At 54.6% G+C, this 20,267-nt stretch carries 19 protein-coding genes; 16 read left to right on the top strand and 3 right to left on the bottom strand.

Going from position 1 to position 20,267, the window contains the following annotated elements:
* Window positions 1-37 precede the first annotated feature (37 nt).
* Entirely contained in the window at window positions 38-1,204 is a 1,167-nt protein-coding gene (gene sucC / locus K0H81_RS11560) for an ADP-forming succinate--CoA ligase subunit beta (protein WP_011865456.1), read from the top strand.
* Complete coding sequence (gene sucD, locus K0H81_RS11555; RefSeq protein WP_011865457.1) at window positions 1,204-2,076, top strand: succinate--CoA ligase subunit alpha; 873 nt, start codon at window positions 1,204-1,206, stop codon at window positions 2,074-2,076. The genes sucC and sucD overlap by 1 nt, the downstream gene beginning before the upstream one ends.
* A gap of 117 nt (window positions 2,077-2,193) precedes the next feature.
* On the opposite strand, the gene K0H81_RS11550 is transcribed toward sucD, so the two are convergent.
* Window positions 2,194-3,867, bottom strand: coding sequence for an FMN-binding glutamate synthase family protein (locus K0H81_RS11550; RefSeq protein WP_220058425.1), 1,674 nt, complete (start codon window positions 3,865-3,867; stop codon window positions 2,194-2,196).
* Between the two features lie 220 nt (window positions 3,868-4,087).
* Here K0H81_RS11550 and K0H81_RS11545 point away from each other — a divergent pair, with 220 nt between their 5' ends.
* On the top strand, window positions 4,088-4,588 hold the full coding sequence (locus K0H81_RS11545) for a GNAT family N-acetyltransferase (RefSeq protein WP_220058424.1): 501 nt from the start codon (window positions 4,088-4,090) through the stop codon (window positions 4,586-4,588).
* A 156-nt stretch (window positions 4,589-4,744) separates the two neighbouring features.
* Here K0H81_RS11545 and fur read toward each other — a convergent pair whose 3' ends face one another.
* The gene (fur, locus tag K0H81_RS11540) at window positions 4,745-5,176 is read right to left on the bottom strand and encodes a ferric iron uptake transcriptional regulator (RefSeq protein ID WP_144198831.1); all 432 of its coding nucleotides are present in this window, start codon (window positions 5,174-5,176) and stop codon (window positions 4,745-4,747) included.
* A gap of 310 nt (window positions 5,177-5,486) precedes the next feature.
* On the opposite strand from fur, the gene cobB reads away from it, so the two are divergent.
* From cobB to K0H81_RS11520, 4 genes are all read left to right on the top strand, one after another.
* Window positions 5,487-6,233: a Sir2 family NAD+-dependent deacetylase gene (cobB, locus tag K0H81_RS11535; protein ID WP_220058423.1), complete on the top strand. Its 747-nt coding sequence runs from the start codon at window positions 5,487-5,489 to the stop codon at window positions 6,231-6,233.
* 113 nt (window positions 6,234-6,346) lie between these two features.
* A complete protein-coding gene (locus K0H81_RS11530) occupies window positions 6,347-6,766 on the top strand; it encodes an AAA family ATPase (RefSeq protein ID WP_220060844.1) in 420 nt (139 codons plus the stop codon).
* Between the two features lie 40 nt (window positions 6,767-6,806).
* Complete coding sequence (locus K0H81_RS11525) at window positions 6,807-7,094, top strand: antibiotic biosynthesis monooxygenase family protein (protein WP_220058422.1); 288 nt, start codon at window positions 6,807-6,809, stop codon at window positions 7,092-7,094.
* 87 nt (window positions 7,095-7,181) lie between these two features.
* Complete coding sequence (locus K0H81_RS11520) at window positions 7,182-7,862, top strand: peptidase E (protein ID WP_258406458.1); 681 nt, start codon at window positions 7,182-7,184, stop codon at window positions 7,860-7,862.
* Between the two features lie 11 nt (window positions 7,863-7,873).
* Here K0H81_RS11520 and K0H81_RS11515 read toward each other — a convergent pair whose 3' ends face one another.
* The gene (locus tag K0H81_RS11515) at window positions 7,874-9,127 is read right to left on the bottom strand and encodes an alpha/beta hydrolase (RefSeq protein WP_258406276.1); all 1,254 of its coding nucleotides are present in this window, start codon (window positions 9,125-9,127) and stop codon (window positions 7,874-7,876) included.
* 457 nt (window positions 9,128-9,584) lie between these two features.
* Between K0H81_RS11515 and K0H81_RS11510 the strand changes: the two genes are divergently transcribed.
* From K0H81_RS11510 to K0H81_RS11470, 9 genes are all read left to right on the top strand, one after another.
* Complete coding sequence (locus K0H81_RS11510; protein ID WP_220058419.1) at window positions 9,585-10,775, top strand: thiolase family protein; 1,191 nt, start codon at window positions 9,585-9,587, stop codon at window positions 10,773-10,775.
* A gap of 135 nt (window positions 10,776-10,910) precedes the next feature.
* Window positions 10,911-12,416, top strand: a complete 1,506-nt coding sequence (locus K0H81_RS11505) for a CoA-acylating methylmalonate-semialdehyde dehydrogenase (RefSeq protein WP_144198845.1) — start codon at window positions 10,911-10,913, stop codon at window positions 12,414-12,416.
* Window positions 12,417-12,579: 163 nt separating this feature from the next.
* On the top strand, window positions 12,580-13,737 hold the full coding sequence (locus tag K0H81_RS11500) for an acyl-CoA dehydrogenase family protein (RefSeq protein ID WP_220058418.1): 1,158 nt from the start codon (window positions 12,580-12,582) through the stop codon (window positions 13,735-13,737).
* A 15-nt stretch (window positions 13,738-13,752) separates the two neighbouring features.
* Window positions 13,753-14,526 carry an enoyl-CoA hydratase gene (locus K0H81_RS11495; protein ID WP_220058417.1) on the top strand — a complete coding sequence of 258 codons (774 nt, stop codon included), beginning with the start codon at window positions 13,753-13,755 and terminating at the stop codon, window positions 14,524-14,526.
* Complete coding sequence (locus tag K0H81_RS11490) at window positions 14,526-15,656, top strand: enoyl-CoA hydratase/isomerase family protein (protein ID WP_220058416.1); 1,131 nt, start codon at window positions 14,526-14,528, stop codon at window positions 15,654-15,656. Before K0H81_RS11495 ends, K0H81_RS11490 begins: the two co-directional genes overlap by 1 nt.
* Window positions 15,657-15,692: 36 nt before the next feature.
* On the top strand, window positions 15,693-16,592 hold the full coding sequence (gene mmsB / locus K0H81_RS11485; protein WP_220058415.1) for a 3-hydroxyisobutyrate dehydrogenase: 900 nt from the start codon (window positions 15,693-15,695) through the stop codon (window positions 16,590-16,592).
* 4 nt (window positions 16,593-16,596) lie between these two features.
* Window positions 16,597-17,355: an SDR family oxidoreductase gene (locus tag K0H81_RS11480; protein ID WP_011865472.1), complete on the top strand. Its 759-nt coding sequence runs from the start codon at window positions 16,597-16,599 to the stop codon at window positions 17,353-17,355.
* A 545-nt stretch (window positions 17,356-17,900) separates the two neighbouring features.
* Complete coding sequence (locus K0H81_RS11475) at window positions 17,901-18,158, top strand: hypothetical protein (protein ID WP_144198854.1); 258 nt, start codon at window positions 17,901-17,903, stop codon at window positions 18,156-18,158.
* Window positions 18,159-18,167: 9 nt separating this feature from the next.
* The gene (locus tag K0H81_RS11470) at window positions 18,168-20,219 is read left to right on the top strand and encodes a S9 family peptidase (protein WP_220058414.1); all 2,052 of its coding nucleotides are present in this window, start codon (window positions 18,168-18,170) and stop codon (window positions 20,217-20,219) included.
* Window positions 20,220-20,267 lie beyond the last annotated feature (48 nt).

Here is a 20,267-nt window from a genome sequence, read left to right as displayed (position 1 = left end):
CGGTTGGATTAGATTAGAAGTATACGGATAGATCATCATGAATTTGCATGAGTATCAGGCAAAAGCCCTATTTGCCGAATATGGTTTACCAGTGTCAGAAGGTTATGCTTGTGATACCCCTCAAGAGGCGGTAGAAGCGGCTGGCCATATTGGCGGAGATATGTGGGTTGTTAAGTGTCAAGTACACGCAGGCGGCCGTGGTAAAGCAGGTGGCGTTAAAGTTACCGGCGATAAAGAAGAGATCAGAGCATTTGCTGAGCATTGGTTAGGCAAGAACCTGGTAACTTATCAGACTGACGAAAAAGGTCAGCCAGTTGCTAAGATCCTAGTCGAAAGCTGCACTGATATCGCAAACGAGCTGTACCTAGGTGCCGTTGTTGACCGTGCGACCCGTCGCGTTGTCTTCATGGCGTCTACCGAAGGTGGCGTTGAGATTGAAACTGTTGCCGAAGAGACACCTGAGCTGATCCACAAGGCGATTATCGATCCTTTGACAGGTCCTCAGCCTTACCAAGCACGCGATCTTGGCTTCAAGTTGGGTCTGAACCCAACTCAGATGAAGCAGTTCACTAAAGTCTTCATGGGTCTGGCGACTATGTTCACCGACCACGACTTCGCTCTGCTTGAGATCAACCCTCTGGTTATCACTACCGAAGGTAACATCCACTGTCTAGACGGTAAGATTGGTATCGATGGTAACGCATTGTTCCGTCAACCAAAGATCCGTGACATGCACGATCCATCACAGGATGACGCTCGTGAAGCACACGCGGCGAAATTTGAGCTGAACTATGTTGCCCTAGACGGTAACGTAGGCTGCATGGTAAACGGTGCCGGCCTAGCAATGGGTACTATGGACATCGTTAACCTGCACGGCGGTAAGCCAGCTAACTTCCTGGACGTTGGTGGCGGCGCGACTAAAGAGCGTGTTGCTGAAGCATTCAAGATCATCTTGTCTGACGCTAACGTGAAAGCGGTTCTGGTTAACATCTTCGGTGGTATCGTACGTTGTGACATGATCGCAGAAGGTATCATTGGTGCCGTTAAAGAAGTGGGTGTTGAAGTGCCAGTGGTTGTTCGTCTAGAAGGTACTAACGCAGATCTAGGTCGCGAAGTATTGGCTAACTCTGGTCTTGACATTATTGCAGCTGAGTCGCTAACCGACGCTGCTGTTAAAGTTGTTGCTGCTGCGGAGGGCAAATAATGTCTGTATTAATTAACAAAGATACCAAGGTTATCTGTCAGGGTTTCACTGGCGGTCAAGGTACTTTCCACTCTGAGCAAGCAATCGCTTACGGTACGCAAATGGTTGGCGGTGTTTCGCCAGGCAAGGGCGGTCAGGTTCACCTGGGTCTGCCTGTATTCAACACAGTAAAAGACGCTGTGGCTGAAACCGGTGCGACTGCTACCGTTATCTATGTACCTGCGCCTTTCTGTAAAGACGCTATCCTAGAAGCTATCGACGGCGGCATCGAGCTAATCGTATGTATTACTGAAGGTATTCCTACTCTGGATATGCTGGAAGTTAAGGTTAAGCTGGAAGAGACTGGCGTTCGCATGATCGGTCCAAACTGCCCAGGTGTTATCACCCCAGGCGAATGTAAGATCGGTATCATGCCAGGTCACATCCACAAGCCAGGTAAAGTGGGCATCGTGTCTCGCTCTGGTACCCTGACCTATGAAGCGGTTAAGCAAACGACTGACGAAGGTTTCGGCCAATCAACTTGTGTTGGTATCGGTGGTGACCCAATCCCAGGTACTAACTTCATCGACGTATTGGAAATGTTCCAAAACGATCCACAGACCGAAGCTATCGTTATGATCGGCGAGATCGGTGGTACTGCTGAAGAAGAAGCTGCTGCTTACATCAAGGCTAACGTGACTAAGCCTGTTGTTTCTTACATTGCCGGTGTTACTGCACCTGCTGGTAAGCGTATGGGCCACGCTGGCGCGATCATCGCTGGCGGTAAAGGTACAGCTGAAGACAAGTTTGCTGCACTAGAAGCGGCAGGCGTGACTACCGTACGTTCACTTGCCGACATCGGCAGTGCACTGCGTGCTAAGACTGGCTGGTAATATCCACCTAAGTCTGTAGCATGAATTAAAAAAGGCGCCCTGGGCGCCTTTTTTATTACCTATTCAATCTAATATCTCGCAAATTCATTAGCTATCAAATTTGTTAGCTTTTAAAGCTTAAGCATTTTTCCTATGGTCGTTTTCCCTATGACGGGAGAGACCAAACTCGGCTGGGGTCAGGATATAGGTATCCTCGCAGTAGAAGTCTTCGGCGGTGCATTGCTGCCACCACGATGCCCAGGCGGTGCCTTGCAACTTATCTTCTATGATTGCGTTATGGGTGAGAGGGGCCACCAGACTGCCGGTGGAGATCAGTAGGCCATAGGGAGAGCGGCGCTTGATCATTCGCGGCTTTAACTTGTTGGGGTTATCCAGCCCCATGCTGCCCACCAGTTCATAGAAGGCCTTTAGGGTGTTGTGATGGAAGTTCTTCACCCGTTCACTCTTCACCTGTACATCCAGCGCCTTAGAGCGTGCCGGGTCTTGGGTGGCGATGCCTGTGGGGCACATATTGGTGTTACAGCTTCTCGATTGAATGCAGCCCAGAGACAGCATCATGGTGCGGGCGGCGTTGACCAAGTCAGCGCCCATGGCGATCTTGGTGAGCAGATCGAAGCTGGAGGCTGTCTTACCCGAGGCGATCAGGGTGATCTTGTGCCGTAAGCCCACGCCCACCAGGGCGTTGTTGGCAAAGTAAACCCCTTCGAGACACATCATCCCCAGGCGGTTACTGAACTCGACTGGCGCCGCCCCCGTGCCGCCCTCGGCGCCATCTATGGTGATAAAGTCGGGTGTGATGCCTGTCTTGAGCATCGCCTTACAGATGGCGAGAAACTCCGCCGGATTACCTATGCAGAGCTTAAAGCCCACCGGCTTGCCGCCACTCAACTCACGCAGGCGTTTGACGAAGTTGAGCAGGGCGATAGGCGTGGTGCACTCTGGGTTGACCGCGGGGGAGACACAATCTTTATCCATAGGGATATGGCGGATGAGGGCGATCTCCGGGGTGATCTTGGCCTTGGGCAGCACGCCGCCGTGCCCCGGCTTAGCCCCCTGGCTGAGTTTGATCTCTATCATCTTGATCTGCGGGCGTTTGGCCATCTTCTCGAAGCTGTCGGGGTTGAAGTTGCCCTCATCGTCGCGGCAGCCAAACAGGCCAGAGCCTATCTGCCATACTAGATCGCCGCCATGCTTGAGATGATAGGGACTGGCGCCGCCTTCACCCGTGTTGTGATAGCAGCCCGCCTTCTTGGCGCCCAGGTTGAGTGCCTCGATGGCATTGGCGCTGAGGGAGCCGAAACTCATGGCCGAGATATTAAAATAAGAGGCGTCATAGGGCTGAGTGCAGTCCGGGCCGCCGATGCGCACCCGCTTGGCCTGTTCATCGATATGTTTAGGCGACAGTGAGTGCCACAGGCTCAGGTAGTTCTCTTCTAACAGGTCGCGCTGGGTGCCGAAGGCTATGGTATCGCGCACGTTCTTGGCCCTTTGATAGACCAAGGAGCGCTGCTCGCGGTTAAAGGGGGCTTCCTCTGTGTCGCTGGCGATAAAGTACTGCTGTATCTCTACCCGGTAAGACTCGAGGAAGTAGCGTAGGTAGGCGACCACAGGGTAGAGGCGGTTAAGAGTGTGGGAGCTAAAGAGCAGATCGTAGGCGCCGACCAGGGTGTAGAGCAGAGTAAAGCCGAGAACGAAGGCGGCGCCGGTGCCGCCAGAGGTGAAATATAAATAGAGTCCGGCCCCGTTGCCTAAGGTGGCGATAAGCCAAAAGACCTTTTGCATGATTGTCATAACGCATTCCTGTATTGCAGACACTTATCATAATTTGTCTATTGAACGTCATTGCGGCGGCTTTGGCAATCGGGCATCTCTGTGGCGAGCGATGAATTTTGCTTATTTTAAACGGGCTTAGTGTAAAGCTTTGCCGACATGAACTTAGATGAAGACTTCCTAATCTACTCTGTAGTGGGTATATTGAAGGGCTGGATGGGGGAAAAGAAAGGAGTGACAGATGTTCATCGCAGAAACAGAGAGGCTGATTTTACGTCGATTCGAGGCCAAGGATGTGGAGAGTCTATTTCTGCTCAATAGCATTCCCGAGGTGCTGACCTATATTCCCGGCGCGCCCATGACCTGTCGTTCGCAGGCAGAGGATATTCTGGAAAATGTGCTGCTGAAAAACTATCGAGAGCGTGGCTATGGTCGCTGGGCGGTAGAGCACAAGGCTGACAACAAGGTGATAGGCTTCTGCGGCCCCACTTATATCAAGGAGTTTGATGAGGTGGAGCTGGGTTATCGTTATCTGCCTGAATATTGGGGCAAGGGGATTGGCAGTGAGGCAGGACATGCGGCGTTGTCACGTTTTAAAGATCACGGCATAGATGAGGCGATAGCGCTCATTCTGCTGGGCAACAAGGGATCCGAAGGGGTGGCGCGTAAGCTGGGGATGAATGAGCGTGAGCGCAGCAAGTTCATGGGCCACAAGGTGAACGTATTTCACAAGGTGTTGTGATACGGTTTGGCTAAGGTGTTGTGATGAAGGCGTTAGTCCTCGCCAGAGATAAACCTTAGATACAAAAAAGATACAAAAAAGATACAAAAAGATACAAAAAGATAAAGAAAAACCAGCATTATGCTGGTTTTTCTTTATCGGCTGTTTAACAACGAATTATTCGTCGCCGTGGTCGCATTCGTCGTTGGTGCAGACACCGTAGAGGTATAGGCTGTGGTTGGTCAGCTTGATGTTGTGCTTCATGGCGATCTCGTCTTGGCGTCTCTCGATCACTTCGTCAGAAAACTCAATAACCTTGCCACACGAGAGGCACACCAGATGATCATGATGGTGGGTCGAGGCCAGCTCAAATACCGCCTTGCCGCTTTCGAAATGGTGACGGGTGACGATACCCGCGTCATCGAACTGGTTCAGTACACGGTATACCGTGGCCAGTCCAATCTCTTCGCCAATATCGAGCAATTTCTTATATAGTTCTTCTGCACTGATATGCTGGTTTTCGGGCTCCTGCATCAGCTCGAGGATCTTGACTCGTGGTAAGGTGACCTTTAATCCCGCTTTCTTTAGCGCTTGATTTCCATCTGTCATTATTAATCTCTGGATTGAAGAACCATTAGCAATGCCAATAGTGGTTCAGTAGTTGATGTTGAGAACCATTATAGGGGTTGAATTTGAAAACTTAAACCTTTGATCTTGCATATTGTTCGCATCGGCAGAAATTTGTTCTAAATTGGCCCTACCTGTGTGATTTAGGCTGAATTTAACGCGTACTTTTTGTAATGTTATTGAGACTAATGCCTAATAGCCTAACGGCGGCAACTCTGGCAGGATGAAATCTGGTCAACCTGTATCCTGTGGGCGATAGCGACCCGCAAAAGCATAAAAATAAGGAAGAGGGATGTATCGGCAGATCGTAGTGTTAACTGGGGCGGGGATCTCAGCGGAATCTGGCTTGAGAACCTTTAGGGATCAAGATGGGCTTTGGGAAGAGCATAAAATCGAGGACGTGGCGACGCCTGAAGGTTATGCCCGCGACCCGGAAATGGTGGAGCGCTTCTACAACGAGCGTTGGCAGCAGCTTCACAACGGCAAGATAGAACCCAATGCCGCCCATAAGGCGCTGGCGAGGCTCGAGCAGGAGTTCGATGGCCAGTTGTTGGTGGTAACGCAAAATATTGACGATCTGCATGAGCGTGCAGGTTCTCGTCGTCTGCTGCATATGCATGGTGAGTTGACCAAGGGACGTTGCCCGCGCTCTCATCAGACCTTTCTGCTGACCGATCACTTTGGAGTCAACCATACCTGTACCTGCTGTATTCCCGCCCAGCGCCTGCGCCCTCACGTAGTCTGGTTCGGCGAGATGCCCATAGGCTTAGATCGCATACAGCATGCGCTGGATACCTGCGATCTCTTTATCGCCATCGGCACCTCGGGCACAGTTTATCCGGCGGCGGGCTTCGTCGACACCGCCAATCATCATGGCGCCCAGACGGTAGAGGTCAACCTGGTGCCGGCGGATCGCCACAGCCAGTTCCAGTATCACCTGCAAGGCAAGGCCAGCGAGATAGTGCCGCAACTGGTGGAGCAGATCCTTGCTGGTGAGGTGATTGGCGATCAGCCCTTATCTGGCGCCGCTAATGTGTGAGTTAAGGTATGAGTCAAGGCGTGAGCCAATTTGAGTGTAACGCTGGGGAAGAAGTGTTGACCGAAGATGCTGCAACTGCGGCGGACAGTCTCAACAGCCGGCTGGCGATCATCATGCGCGGCCTGCCGGGGAGCGGTAAGAGTCACTGGGTCGATAGCTTCATTGCCGCTCGCCCCGACGGTGAGGCGATTCGCCGCCGCGGCTACTTCTCTACCGACGAGCGTTTTATCATCGCGGGCGAGTATCGCTTCGATGCCAGTAAGTTGTCTGAGTATCATCAGCTTAACCTTACCGGTTTCATTCAGGCCTTGTCGCGCCAGGAGCCCGTGGTGATCTGCGATAACACCAACATGGCCCACTGGGAGTTTATGGCCTATGAGGCCGCTGCCAAGGCGATGGGTTATCAGGTGCGTATTTTGCTGATTGGTGACCCGCAGGATGCGGCGCATCAGGCGCTGTGCGCCGAGCGTAATCAGCACGGCCTGGGGCTTAAGCAGATCCAGGCGATGGCGCGTCAATTCCAGCAGCTGTAAAGACCACAATCTTTCCGATTTATTCTCTTGAGGAAGCAAGATGTTTGCCGTGATTTTTCGGGCCAAGGTGGCCAGTTTAGATGCCAGATATGCCGAGATGGCCGCCAAGATGCGGCAGTTGGCGATGGATAAGTATCACTGCCAGGACTTCGTTGCCGTTACCGAAGGTGAGCAGGAGATTGCCATCTCCTACTGGCGCAGCGAGGCCGATATTCTGGCCTGGAAACAAGACAGCGAACATAGAATCGCCCAGCAACTTGGCCGCGAGGCCTGGTATGAGAGTTATAAGGTCGAGGTGGTGGCAATCAAGCGTCAGTATCAAGGCTAAGACAAATACTTAACTAGGCCTTTTTTGAGAATTAAGCAGAACATTTGCCTGGGAAGGCAAGCCTCACAAGGAGACGAAACTGTGACTATGGTGCTGATGAGCGATCTTAACAGCGCGGCAAGCCAGGCGGCGATAACCTCAGTGCTTAGTCCCTCTGTGCTCAACCAAGGTGCTAATAAGAGCACTAGCCTGGGTTATCTGGCCTCGGGCCATGAGCCGGAGCAAAGCTACTACCTTGGGACTCAGGCGCAGTATGCCCGCTTAGGTATGGCGCTTAGCCATTATTTGGATCTTGAGCAGGGCTATACCCAGACGGGGCTGGATAGATTACTCAATTGTCAGGCGATTCACCTTGCCGGCGGCGATACCTTTCAATTTCTGGCTCAGGTGCAGAAACGCGGCCTGATGGCGGAGTTTGCCGAATATCTCAATCGCGGCGGGATCTTAATCGGGCTCAGCGCCGGCGCCATGCTGATGACGCCAAGCATCGCCTGTGCTCCCCTGTGCGGCGATGAGAATCATCTGGGGCTGAGCGATTTGAATGGTATGGGGCTGCTTCCCTATCAGTTTCTGCCCCATAGCGATCTGAGCGATGGTGGCGTAGCGCTTAGCGTCAGGGCCGCTTGCCTGCTTGAGGCCGCTTCTCTGGCCGAGTATCCGCTGATCCTCTGTGGTGAAGAGGATGCCGTCATCGCCACCAAGGCAGGGCTGCGCGGTTTCGGTCAACCACTGCTGTTCGATGGTGTGAGCCTTATGTCCTTAGTTTAAAGGCAAAGCCACTATTGCAGTTCCCATAACTCCCAGGTGTTGAGGCGATACTGCTCAGCCAGCGCCAAGGCTTTTTGTTGGTGCCGCTGCGCGTTTGCCTCATCGCCTTGAGATCGATAGTAGAGACTCATCTCCCTGTGCCAGTAGGGTGAGGCTTCGCCCTCTTTAGCAACGCTGTCCAGCAGGGCCTTGGCCCGCGCACCGTCGCCCTTAACGTTAAAGCCCTTGGCCACCTGCACTGCCACTATGGTGAGCGAGTCGGGAAATTCCTGCTTTACCGCCGCTAAGATCGCATCAAGTTTATCGAGTTGCTTTGACCAGAACAGATACTTGCCAAACTGATAGGCCTGCAGCCACTCGATGTGAAAGCCGGCCCAGTTTGCCTTGCGCTTGGCAAAATAATCCAGCACGGCGCGGTAGTCGCCAAGGGCCAGCATATCACTGCCATCCAGGCCGTAGTCTGGTGATAAAAACAGCAGGCCGTCATTGAGTGCGGGCAGGGCGGTGGTGAAGTGATTTTCGTCCGGGTACTGCTTAAACTGCCAGTGGATCTTTTGCTCGTCATAGCCTTTGAGTGAACCTACCAATTCATCGACCCCCATCTCCTGCTCATTAGCCAGGGTCAAGAACAGCGGCGCCTCGATGGGCGCTTTCTGCAAGCGCTGCTTGAGTAACTCGATATAGTGCATCTTGTCATACCAGACGCTCGGACTCATGGCCAGATAGGCATCGAAGGGGCTGTTTACTTGTGTCATGGCATAGAGGGTGAAGAGGCCGCCCAGCGAGTAGCCGGCCAGCGCCTTGTGGGGATTAGTGCGAAACTGCTTGTCAATAGTGGGTACTAGCTCCTTGGTCAGATAGCGATAGAAGGTGTCTGCGCCGCCAAAGGCCTCGCCCTCGTCGCTCTTCCAGGTGGTGGCGTAGAGATAATCGCTCTGGCCTTGATTGGCGATGCCCACCACTATCATGGGCGCTATTTTGCCCATGCGCGCCAGATGCAGTGCCAGGGCTGATACATGTTGAAATTGAAAGTCGGCATCCACCACATAGAGCACGGGGTAGTGCCGCGTGTTGCCATGGTAGCCTTCGGGCAGGGAGACCATGTAGCGCCTTGGCGCCTTAAACTCGCGCGAGTCATGGCTATATTCGTATCCCGCGATGATGGCACTGCCACTTGCTGTGACGTCTGCGTTAGCTGGCGTCTTGGCCCATGCCTGGGTGAGGGGCATCAGCAGGCAGACGCAGAGGAAAAGGCATTTTCCCATGGCTGTAGGGGTATTTGTTCTTGTTGTTACTGATGTCGTAGGTACTGATGTCGTAGGTATTGGTGTCATAAGTCGTCCCGTCCATGTGAAACTAGTAGGCTGATAGCCTTATATTTTTAACCTTATTTTTACCAGTAAATAGTCACTTATGTCTTGCTAAAAAGTGCTTCATCTTGCCTTTCCTATCCATTACTTATTGTTTTTAATCGCTTTACTCATGTTTTGCTGCAGCAGGCTAGCTTATTCCCCTTGTTGCGCACACCACCAAAAACAGCATCTTGTCGCCAAGCTGTAAATTCAGCCTGACAAGACATTAGACTAAAGTTAGTGAAATTCGACCAGTTAATGCTTGCTTTACGTTCGCGTAAACGTCACAGTGATATTATTTGAACATGATCACACTCCCCAAGGGGAGGCGTGTGATGTGAGCGCATAAGTACCTTGAATGGAGCGGAAGATGAGTACAGAGCAAACTAACCAAGAAATCGTGATTGTCGCGGCAAAACGCACCCCAATGGGCGGATTCCAAGGAGCCCTTTCCAGCGTGCCGTCACCGACACTCGCCGCCACGGCGATCAAGGGACTCATGGACGCTGCCGGCGTTCAGGGTGGCGATGTCAACGAAGTCTTGATGGGCTGCGTATTACCGGCAGGCCTGGGTCAGGCGCCGGCGCGTCAGGCAACCTTAGGTGCGGATCTTCCCCAGTCTGTAGGCGCGACCACAGTCAACAAGGTGTGTGGTTCGGGCATGAAGACAGTCATGCTGGCTCACGACCTGATCAAGGCCGGTAGCGCAGATGTCGTGATCGCCGGTGGTATGGAGAGCATGAGCCAGGCGCCTTACCTGCTGGATAAGGCTCGTGGCGGCATGCGCATGGGTCATGGCAAGGTGCTGGATCACATGTTCCTCGATGGTCTGGAAGATGCTTACACAGGCGGCGCCATGGGCACCTTTGCCCAGAAGACGGCCGATGATTTTGGTATTACCCGTGAGGCGATGGACAACTTCGCCCTGAGCTCGCTGCAAAAAGCTAACGCCGCCATCGAATCTGGCGCATTCAAGGAAGAGATAGTGCCGGTTACCGTGGCAAGCCGTAAAGGCGATCTTGTTGTCGATACCGACGAGCAGCCTGGCAACGCAAGACCCGAGAAGATCCCAACTCTGCGTCCCGCTTTTGCCAAAAATGGCACCATCACGGCCGCTAACTCAAGCTCTATCTCAGACGGCGCAGCGGTGCTGATGCTGATGAGTGCAGACGAGGCGAGCAAGCGCGGTCTAGAAGTACTGGCCACTATCAAGGGCCATACTACCCATTCACAAGAGCCTTCTATGTTCACCACGGCGCCAGTGGGTGCCATGAACAAGCTGCTGGATAAGGTGAACTGGTCGAAAGACGATGTGGATCTGTTTGAGATCAACGAAGCCTTCGCCATGGTCACCATGCTTGCCGTCTCTGAACTTGGCCTGGATGAGGCAAAGGTCAACGTCAATGGCGGCGCCTGTGCACTTGGCCATCCTATCGGCTGCTCGGGTGCCCGCGTACTGGTGACGCTGATTCACGCGCTGAAGGCCAGAGGCCTTAAGCGCGGTGTGGCATCACTTTGTATCGGCGGTGGTGAAGCCACGGCCATGGCTATCGAAGTGTAATTCCCTTATTTAGGCTCGCCACCGCGGGCCTATGCATTCACCCATGATTATGTGAGTTTTTTGCTGTCACTTACATAGCAGATCATCAGGTAGTGGCAGACGCCCAGGCCTGTTAGACGTATTTAGGAAAGCGATATGACAACTCAAGTAAAACATTACATCGACGGTCAGTTTATTTTAGGTAGCGGCCAGCAACAGATCTCTGTCACCAACCCGGCGAACAACGAGGTGATTGCCACCATCAACGCCGCTACGGTAGAAGAAGTTGAAACCGCGATCGCCAGCGCCAAGCAAGCCTTTGCTACCTGGAAAGAGGTGCCTGTGTCTGAGCGTGCGCGCGTCATGTTCCGTTACCAGCACCTGCTAAAGCTGCATCACGATGAGATCGCCACCATCCTGGCCCAGGAAACCGGTAAGACCTTCGAAGATGCCAAGGGCGATGTATGGCGCGGTATCGAGGTGGCTGAGCATGCCTGTAATATCGCCAGCCTGATCATGGGCGAAACCGTTGAAAACGTGGCCCGCAGCATTGACACCTATAGCTACACCCAGCCGCTGGGGGTGTGTGCCGGTATTACGCCGTTTAACTTCCCGGCGATGATCCCACTGTGGATGTTCCCACTGGCGATCGCCTGCGGTAACACCTTCGTACTGAAGCCATCAGAGCAAGATCCGCTGACGCCACAGCGTCTGGTTGAGCTGTTCGAAGAAGCTGGCGCGCCTAAAGGCGTACTGCAGCTGGTACATGGCGACAAGACGGCGGTAGACGTGCTGCTAAGCCATCAGGATATCAAGGCGATCTCTTTCGTTGGCTCTGTGGGCGTGGGTCAGTACATCTATAAGACAGGTACCGACAACCTCAAGCGCGTTCAGGCCTTTGCCGGTGCCAAGAACCACTGCGTCATCATGCCAGATGCCAACAAGCAGCAGGTGATCAACAACCTGGTAGGCGCCTCTGTGGGCGCGGCCGGTCAGCGCTGTATGGCCCTGTCGGTAGCGGTGTTTGTCGGCGAAGCCAAGAAGTGGATCCCTGAGCTGCGTGACGCCATCGCCAAGGTCAGACCCGGCGTATGGGACGATAAAGACGCGGCCTATGGCCCAGTTATCAGCCCGGCCGCCAAGGAGCGTGTGCTTAAGTTGATTGCCCAGGGTAAGGAAGAGGGCGCCGAGTGTCTGCTGGACGGTAGCGATTTCACCGTCGAAGGCTATGAAAACGGCAACTGGGTTGGCCCAACCATGTTTACCAATGTGACCACAGACATGAGCATCTACAAGGAAGAGATCTTCGGCCCTGTGCTCTGCTGCATGGAAGTCGAGTCGCTGGAAGAGGCGATCGAACTGGTCAACAACAGCCCATACGGTAACGGCACCTCTATCTTCACCGCTTGCGGCGCCGCGGCCCGTAAGTATCAACACAACATCGAAGTGGGTCAGGTAGGGATCAACGTGCCAATTCCTGTGCCACTGCCATTCTTCTCGTTCACCGGTTGGAAGGGCAGCTTCTACGGCGATCAACACGCCTATGGTAAGCAGGCGGTGCGCTTCTACACAGAGACCAAGACTATTACCGCTCGTTGGTTCGAGACAGATATCGTCGAGGCGGAGCACCATGCGCCTAACATGACGATTGCCCTGAAATAAGGGATAGCAAGAGACCTTGCAAGGTAAAAGCGATAAGGCCGGGGCCGAATCGCTTTTATCATTACTAGCCTTCAATAAGTTAAGCGCCGCCATAAATAAGCCGGGTACTGGAGCCAAATAAAAAGGCCCAGGGCAAATACAAAGGCGCGAAAGGAGAGATCAGATGGATTTTAATCTGAATGAAGACCAACGTCAGTTCGCCGAACTGGCTACCCAATTCGCCCAGGAAGAGCTGGCACCCTTTGCCGCCAAGTGGGACGAAGAACATCATTTTCCTAAAGACGTGATCCAAAAAGCCGGTGAGCTGGGTTTCTGCTCGCTCTACTCGCCCGAGTCGGAAGGTGGCATGGGCCTGTCACGTCTGGATTCATCCATTATTTTCGAGCAGCTCGCCATGGGCTGTACCGCCACCACCGCCATGCTGACCATTCACAACATGGCCACCTGGATGGTGACCAGCTTTGGCTCTCAGACACTGCGCGATGAGTGGTCTGAGGCGCTGACCACAGGTAACAAGCTGGCCTCATACTGTCTGACCGAGGCGGGGGCGGGTAGTGACGCGGCGTCACTCAAGACCAAAGCGGTACGTGAAGGCGATGAGTATGTGATCTCAGGCGCCAAGATGTTTATCTCGGGTGCAGGCTCTACCGAGCTATTGGTCGTCATGTGCCGCACCGGCGACGCCGGTCCTAAGGGGATCTCGGCCATCGCCATTCCGGCCGATGCCGCAGGGATCACCTACGGTAAGGCGGAAGATAAGATGGGCTGGAACGCCCAGCCGACCCGTGAGATCACCTTCGACAAGGTGCGTGTGCCTGTGACTAACCTACTGGGTGAAGAGGGCCAGGGCTTTACTTTCGCCATGAAGGGCCTAGACGGCGGTCGTATCAACATCGCCACCTGTTCTGTGGGTACCGCCCAGGCGGCGCTGGAGCGCGCCCAGCAATATATGAACGAGCGTCAGCAGTTTGGTAAGCCAATCGCCGCCTTCCAGGCGCTGCAATTCAAGCTGGCCGACATGGCGACCGAGCTGGTGGCCGCCCGTCAGATGGTGCGTCTGGCTGCCTTTAAACTCGACTCTGGCGATCCAGAGGCGACCGCCTACTGCGCCATGGCGAAACGCTTTGCCACCGACGTGGGCTTTAACGTGTGTGACAGCGCGCTGCAGCTACACGGCGGCTATGGTTATATCCGCGAATATCCGCTGGAGCGTCATTTCCGCGACGTGCGCGTGCACCAAATCCTAGAGGGCACCAATGAGATCATGCGTCTCATCATTGCCCGTCGTCTACTCGACGAAAACGCCAGCCAAATCTTATAGTCAGGGAGAAGAGAGATGACAGCGATAGTTGAACAGATCATCGGCCATACCGCCGTACTGACCATGAACAACCCACCGGCCAACACCTGGACGGCCGACAGCCTGGCCCTGCTTAAGCAGAAGGTGACCGAGCTGAACGCGAACAAGGAGATCTACGCCCTGGTACTGACCGGCGAAGGCGAGAAATTTTTCAGCGCCGGCGCCGATCTCAAGTTATTTGCCGACGGCGACAAGGGTAACGCCGCCACCATGGCAAAACACTTTGGCGAGGCCTTCGAGGCCCTGAGCGGTTTCCGCGGCGTCTCTATCGCCGCCATCAACGGCTACGCCATGGGCGGTGGCCTAGAGGTTGCACTGGCCTGTGATATCCGTATCGCCGAGGCTCAGGCCGTGATGGCGCTGCCTGAAGCCACAGTCGGCCTGCTGCCATGTGCCGGCGGTACCCAGAACCTGACGGCCCTGGTGGGCGAAGGCTGGGCCAAGCGCATGATCCTCTGCGGTGAGCGTGTAGGCGCCGACAAGGCGTTGAGTATTGGTCTTATCGAAGAGGTGGTCGACAAGGGAGCAGCCCTTGATGCCGCCATGGCGCTGGCCGAGAAGGTGGCTAACCAGAGCCCAAGCAGCGTGACCGTGTGTAAGCAGCTGATCCAATCGGGCCGCGCCATGCCGCGCACTCAGGCGCTGCCACTAGAGCGTGAGCTGTTCGTTGGCCTGTTCGATACCGAAGATCAGGCCGAAGGGGTTAACGCCTTCCTGGAGAAGCGCAAAGCAAACTGGAAGAACCGCTAATGACTGAGCAGACTAATTGTGTGGTTTTTCAGACCCTAGGCACCCTATCGGGTAAGCTGGTGGGCGTGGCTACCCTCAATATGGAGAAGGCACTTAATGCCCTCAACATGGAGATGGTGCGCGCGCTGACTACTCAGCTCACCGCCTGGGCCGACGATGACGCCATCGCCATGGTGGTACTTGACGGTGCGGGTGAGAAGGCCTTCTGCGCCGGTGGCGATGTACGCGCCCTCTATCAGGCTGCCCGTGAGCTGCCGGGCGAGATCCCCGAGGTGACTCAGGACTTCTTTACCCGAGAATATTTTCTCGATCACCTGCTGCATACCTTCGACAAGCCAGTGCTTGTGTGGGGTGATGGCATCGTCATGGGCGGTGGCCTCGGCCTGATGGCCGGTGCCAGTCACCGCGTGGTGACCGAGCGTTCACGTATCGCCATGCCAGAGGTGACCATAGGCCTCTATCCCGATGTGGGCGGCAGTTACTTCCTCAACCGTATGCCTGGCCATATGGGCCGTTTCCTGGGCATGACCGCCTATAATATGGATGGCGCCGACGCCTTCTATGTTGGCCTGGGTAATCACTACCTGAATTCAAGTGATAAGCAGCCGCTGTTCGATGCGCTTTCAAGCATCGACTGGGAGAGCGATGTTTGCGCCAATCACGGCAAGCTCAACGCGCTGCTTGAGGCGATGTCGAGCCGCTGCGCCCAGCCGATGGGCGAGTGTATCCTCGAGCAGCATCAAGCCGAGATCGACGCCCTGATGGACGGTGACCTCAATGAGATAATGACCAGAGTGAAGGCGGTTGAAGACGCCGAGCCTTGGCTTTCACGCGCCCTAAGCACCATGCTGGCCGGTAGCCCGCTGAGTCTGCACCTGGTCTATCAGCAGTCGCTACTTGGCACTGAGTTGAGTCTGAGTCAGGTCTTCCAGTTGGAGTTGGGACTGAGCTGTAACTGCTGCTCAATCGGTGATTTTGCCGAAGGGGTGAGGGCACTGCTTATCGATAAGGACCGTCAGCCCCAATGGCTGTATGACACCGTCGAAGCCGTTCCACAAGAGATGGTCAAGTCACTGATGACCTCGCCATGGGATCCGCAAAACGATCCACTGCGCACCTTAGGCCAATAATTTTTTCAGGCAAAGCCTGAGGAAAAGGAGCAAAACATGAATACAGTTGCATTTATCGGATTAGGTAACATGGGTGGCCCGATGGCGGTCAACCTGGTGAAGGCTGGCTACACGGTTAAGGCCTTCGACCTCTCTCAGGCGGCCCTGAGCCATGTGGTCGAGGAGGGCGCCATGCAGGCGCCGAGTGCCTGCGCGGCAGCGGCGGCGGCCGATGTGGTGATTACCATGTTGCCTGCGGGCAAGCATGTGCGCAGTCTCTATCTGGGAGATGAGCAGAACAAAGGCATCATAGATGTGGTAGCCAACGGCACCCTGCTCATCGACTGTTCTACCATAGACGCCGAGAGCGCGCGTTTTGTCGCCGAGCAGGCCAAGGCCAAGGGACTCGAGTTTATCGATGCGCCAGTATCGGGCGGCACAGCCGGTGCGGCGGCTGGTACCCTGACCTTCATCTGTGGCGGCAGCGATACCGCCTTCGAGCAGGCCCAAGGCGTGCTGAATGTTATGGGCGCCAATATCTTCCACGCAGGCGGCCCGGGCGCCGGTCAGGTAGCCAAGATCTGTAACAACATGCTCTTGTCTGTACTCATGGTCGGCACCAGCGAGTCGATTCAGATGGGGATCGACCATGGACTGGATCCTAAGGTGCTCTCTGAGATCATGAAGGTCAGTAGTGGTGGTAATTGGACGCTAGATAAATATAATCCTTGTCCAGATGTGATGGAAAACGTGCCATCATCAAATGGTTACCAGGGTGGATTCATGGTTGATCTTATGGTGAAAGACTTAGGTCTGTCCCAGGAGGCGGCCTTGCTCTCTAACTCGAGCACCCCAATGGGCGCCTTGGCCCGTAGCCTGTACGTGAATCATGCCCGTCAGGGCAATGGTAAGCGTGATTTCTCCAGTATTTTTGAGCAGTTTAATAAAAAAGGGTAAGTTGATGGATTTAAAAGATAAGGTTGTTGTCATCACAGGTGGTGCCGGTGGTTTAGGTTTTGCGATGGCCCAAGAACTTGCCGCTGCGGGTGCCAAGCTGGCACTTATCGATGTGGATCAGGAGAAGCTAGAGCGCGCCTGTGCCGACATCGGCGATACCACTGAGGTGCAAGGTTACGCCTTCGACATTACCGATGAAGAAGATGTGGTTGCCGGTTTCGGTTATATCCTCGAAGATTTCGGCCAGGTTAACGTGCTGGTTAACAACGCGGGGATTCTGCTCGACGGCATGCTGGTGAAGGCCAAAGAGGGTGAGGTAACAGATCGCATGTCGCTGGCGCAGTTCCAGGCGGTGATCAATGTTAACCTGACGGGCTCTTTCCTCTGCGGACGCGAAGCCGCAGCGGCGATGATCACCTCTAAGCAGCAGGGTGTTATCGTTAACATCTCTAGCCTGGCGAAGGCGGGTAACATTGGCCAGACCAACTACGCGGCCTCTAAGGCGGGCGTTGCCGCTATGTCTGTGGGCTGGGCGAAAGAGCTGGCACGCTACAATATCCGTAGCGCCGCGGTGGCGCCGGGTGTTATCGAGACAGAGATGACGGCGGCCATGAAGCCTGAGGCACTTGAGCGTCTGGAGAAGATGGTGCCGGTTGGACGCTTAGGCCAGGCAAGCGAAATCGCCTCTACCGTTAAGTTCATCATCGAAAACGACTATGTAAACGGTCGCGTGTTCGAAATAGACGGCGGTATCCGCATCTAAGTCGTTCATTATAGTTGTGCGAAACGGGCCCAGTGCCCGTTTTTTTATGGCGACGCCTATCCTTGGTAAAGGCGCTATGTGCTAAGGCGTGCCACTTGATGTAATCTAAGGAAGGTGCGAATAAGTCCCGTGCTTGCTCTGCGTGTGCTTAAAGTGGATAGATGCAAGGCACAGTTTGCAGCGAATGGCCCTAGTCCTTCGCAAGAACTGTAACGCAGAAAATACCGCTGTAAGCCTCGCCCTGCGGGGCTTTGATAGCAACACCATTTCGGCGTTATTCAACTTCAGCAGGCCTCGGCATGCCCTCAGTTGAATGCCTTGAACTGTCGCTGCTATCAAAGCCAGAGCTGTGCGACGACTTGTTCGCACCTTCCCTAATACCAATCACGGTAAGTATGTGATCAGAAATAGCGCGGGAAAAACGTTCGAGAACAAGGCAGGATTTTTCGATAAGTAGTTATTCTACAATCAAAAAGCGTAACGCCGTTATCGGAAGTTTTAACAAGCTAGCATGATCAGTTATTTACCACGATTGGTATAACCTTATGAGTAATAAAAGAAAGATGATATGGTTTGAACAAGCAACCAAGACGCTGATGCTAATTGTGGGTGTCCTTGGGGTGGTGGTGATCTATGCTGGTTTCTTCTTTCTGCTGATAACCCAGTCTACGGCCAGCTTCTTACCCTGGTATATTCTGATCTCCCCCTGGCTCTGTATCTACTTCGGTCTTAGCGGTGAGAAGCAGAGGCTCACTCTCCTGTGGTTGCGACGTAAGTTATTCTTTTGGCATAAATTCAAGTGAAATAAGACTATGGCGCGACGGTTCAAAAACCTGACTCTGGTGCTGATCATGGTGGCCGTAGCCGCCGTGCTTTCGATGCGCCTTTTTCAGGTCGAGTCTCCCGAACAGCCCCGAGATAAGCGTAGCGGCCGTCTGATCGCCGATTACGGCAGCTGGCACTCGGTTCTCTCCGCCAAGCAGGTCTACGCCCCCTCGGACAGCTTCGGCGTACTCAGGCCCATGGAGGGTGGACTCTATTTCACCCAGGCCGATGCAGGTCGCGGCGGCAAGGTGGGGGTGAATAAGCTCACGCCAAAGGGTGAGGTGGCGAGCATCATAGATCCCGAATTCGATGTGAAGAGCCGGGTGCACGAGTATGGCGGCGCCCCCGTGCTGGCCATAGGTAACAGCCTGTTTGCGGTGAAAAGTGACGATCAGCGCCTCTATCGTATCGCCCCCAATCAGGCGCCCGTGGCACTAACGCCAGCAGATACGCGTCACGCCGACTGCGTCTCTTACCCTAAAGGTTCGCGCATCATCTGTGTGCGCGAAGATCACCGCCTGGCTGGCGAACCCACCGCCAGTATAGTGGCGTTAAACCTCAATTTTGAAAACGAAGGTGAGACCCTGGTCAGCGGTAGTGATTTTTACGCCGCGCCCCGTGTCTCACCGGATAATCGCCAGCTGGCCTGGATAAGCTGGCAGCAACCTAATATGCCCTGGGACAACACTGAGCTCTGGGTTGCCGATCTCGATCCCAAGGGCGGCATCAACAACCCAAGACGCCTGCTGGCTAATCTTAAAGGCGCCATCACTCAGCCGCTCTACAGCCCCGGCGGTGAGCTCTATGTGGTGGCTGATTTTAACAACTGGTGGAACCTCTATCGCATCACGCCTGAGGGCGATGCCCTGCCTGTGCTCGAATTGGCGGGTGAATTTGCCCGGCCCGACTGGTTGCTGGGCAACCACAGCTATGCCTTCGAGTCAGAGGAGCAACTGATCGCCAGCGTGCAGACAGAGGGCAGGACATATTTGCTACGACTGCATACCCAGCTTGGGATCAGTGAGTCGATTGCCGCCGAGTTTGCCGAGATTAAACAGGTGGTTAAAGGGCCGGACGGTGTCTATTTCATCGGCAGTAAGGTAACACCGGAGAAGGGGATCTATCGCATTCGGGGTCGGGGTGTCGAGTGGGTATATGCGCCCCGGGTGACGCCCCTTGACCCACGCTATATTTCACGTGCCGAGCCTATCCAGTTCACCTCCGACATCAGTGGGCTGCCGGTTTATGGCTACTTCTACGGCCCCATGAACCCAGATTATATCGCGCCGGACGACCAACGCCCGCCGCTTATCGTCATGTTGCATGGCGGCCCCACCTGGCGGGCCAGTCTGAATTTTCGCCGGGACATCCAGTTTTGGACCAGCCGCGGCTTCGCCGTGCTGGATGTCAATTACCGTGGTAGCTCAGGCTTTGGCCGTGACTATCGTCAGAGTCTCTATGGTTTGTGGGGTCGGGCCGAGGTGGAAGATGCCATCGAGGCCGCCGATTATGTGATGGACAAGGGCTGGGTCGATGCCGACAAGGTAGCCATTCGCGGCATGAGTGCCGGCGGCTTCAGCGTGCTCTCGGCGATGGCCTTCTATCATACCTTCAAGGCCGGTGTGGTCTACTCGGGGATCAGCGATCTCGAGGCCCTTGACCGGGAGACCCATAAGTTTGAGCAAGGCTACCTGCATCACTTGGTCGGCGAGCTCAAACCTAACTCGCCCCTCTACCGTCAGCGCTCGCCACTGTATCACTTAGACGATCTCAAAGCGCCGCTGCTGCTGGTGCAGGGGGCCAAGGATCCTATCGTGCCCGCGAGGCAGTCCGAGGCCATCTACGCCGCGCTGAAACGCCGGGGCGTGCCCGTGGCTTACCTGCAATTTGACGATGAGGGCCACGGGGTGAAGAAGCCGTTGAATCGCATCGCCGCGCTCAACGCCGAATTATCCTTTTATGGTCAGGTGTTTGGCTTTACGCCAGCCGATAAGCTGAGTCCGCTGACCATAGATAACGCGCTCGCCCTGGGCCATTAAAGACGGCAGAGAGACGAAGTGGAAAAGCGGCGGAAAATCGCCCGCTTA

The sequence above is a fragment of the Shewanella halotolerans genome, assembly GCF_019457535.1.
GTDB lineage: Bacteria > Pseudomonadota > Gammaproteobacteria > Enterobacterales > Shewanellaceae > Shewanella > Shewanella halotolerans.
The sequence above is the reverse complement of the archived record's forward strand: the minus strand, read 5'-3'. Positions and strand labels throughout refer to the sequence as shown.

Coding starts and splice junctions, on each gene's coding strand:
- sucC (WP_011865456.1), top strand. CDS start 38: ATGAATTTGCATGAGTATCAGGCAAAAGCCCTATTTGCCGAATATGGT.
- sucD (WP_011865457.1), top strand. CDS start 1,204: ATGTCTGTATTAATTAACAAAGATACCAAGGTTATCTGTCAGGGTTTC.
- K0H81_RS11550 (WP_220058425.1), bottom strand. CDS start 3,867: ATGACAATCATGCAAAAGGTCTTTTGGCTTATCGCCACCTTAGGCAAC.
- K0H81_RS11545 (WP_220058424.1), top strand. CDS start 4,088: ATGTTCATCGCAGAAACAGAGAGGCTGATTTTACGTCGATTCGAGGCC.
- fur (WP_144198831.1), bottom strand. CDS start 5,176: ATGACAGATGGAAATCAAGCGCTAAAGAAAGCGGGATTAAAGGTCACC.
- cobB (WP_220058423.1), top strand. CDS start 5,487: ATGTATCGGCAGATCGTAGTGTTAACTGGGGCGGGGATCTCAGCGGAA.
- K0H81_RS11530 (WP_220060844.1), top strand. CDS start 6,347: ATGCGCGGCCTGCCGGGGAGCGGTAAGAGTCACTGGGTCGATAGCTTC.
- K0H81_RS11525 (WP_220058422.1), top strand. CDS start 6,807: ATGTTTGCCGTGATTTTTCGGGCCAAGGTGGCCAGTTTAGATGCCAGA.
- K0H81_RS11520 (WP_258406458.1), top strand. CDS start 7,182: ATGGTGCTGATGAGCGATCTTAACAGCGCGGCAAGCCAGGCGGCGATA.
- K0H81_RS11515 (WP_258406276.1), bottom strand. CDS start 9,127: ATGGGAAAATGCCTTTTCCTCTGCGTCTGCCTGCTGATGCCCCTCACC.
- K0H81_RS11510 (WP_220058419.1), top strand. CDS start 9,585: ATGAGTACAGAGCAAACTAACCAAGAAATCGTGATTGTCGCGGCAAAA.
- K0H81_RS11505 (WP_144198845.1), top strand. CDS start 10,911: ATGACAACTCAAGTAAAACATTACATCGACGGTCAGTTTATTTTAGGT.
- K0H81_RS11500 (WP_220058418.1), top strand. CDS start 12,580: ATGGATTTTAATCTGAATGAAGACCAACGTCAGTTCGCCGAACTGGCT.
- K0H81_RS11495 (WP_220058417.1), top strand. CDS start 13,753: ATGACAGCGATAGTTGAACAGATCATCGGCCATACCGCCGTACTGACC.
- K0H81_RS11490 (WP_220058416.1), top strand. CDS start 14,526: ATGACTGAGCAGACTAATTGTGTGGTTTTTCAGACCCTAGGCACCCTA.
- mmsB (WP_220058415.1), top strand. CDS start 15,693: ATGAATACAGTTGCATTTATCGGATTAGGTAACATGGGTGGCCCGATG.
- K0H81_RS11480 (WP_011865472.1), top strand. CDS start 16,597: ATGGATTTAAAAGATAAGGTTGTTGTCATCACAGGTGGTGCCGGTGGT.
- K0H81_RS11475 (WP_144198854.1), top strand. CDS start 17,901: ATGAGTAATAAAAGAAAGATGATATGGTTTGAACAAGCAACCAAGACG.
- K0H81_RS11470 (WP_220058414.1), top strand. CDS start 18,168: ATGGCGCGACGGTTCAAAAACCTGACTCTGGTGCTGATCATGGTGGCC.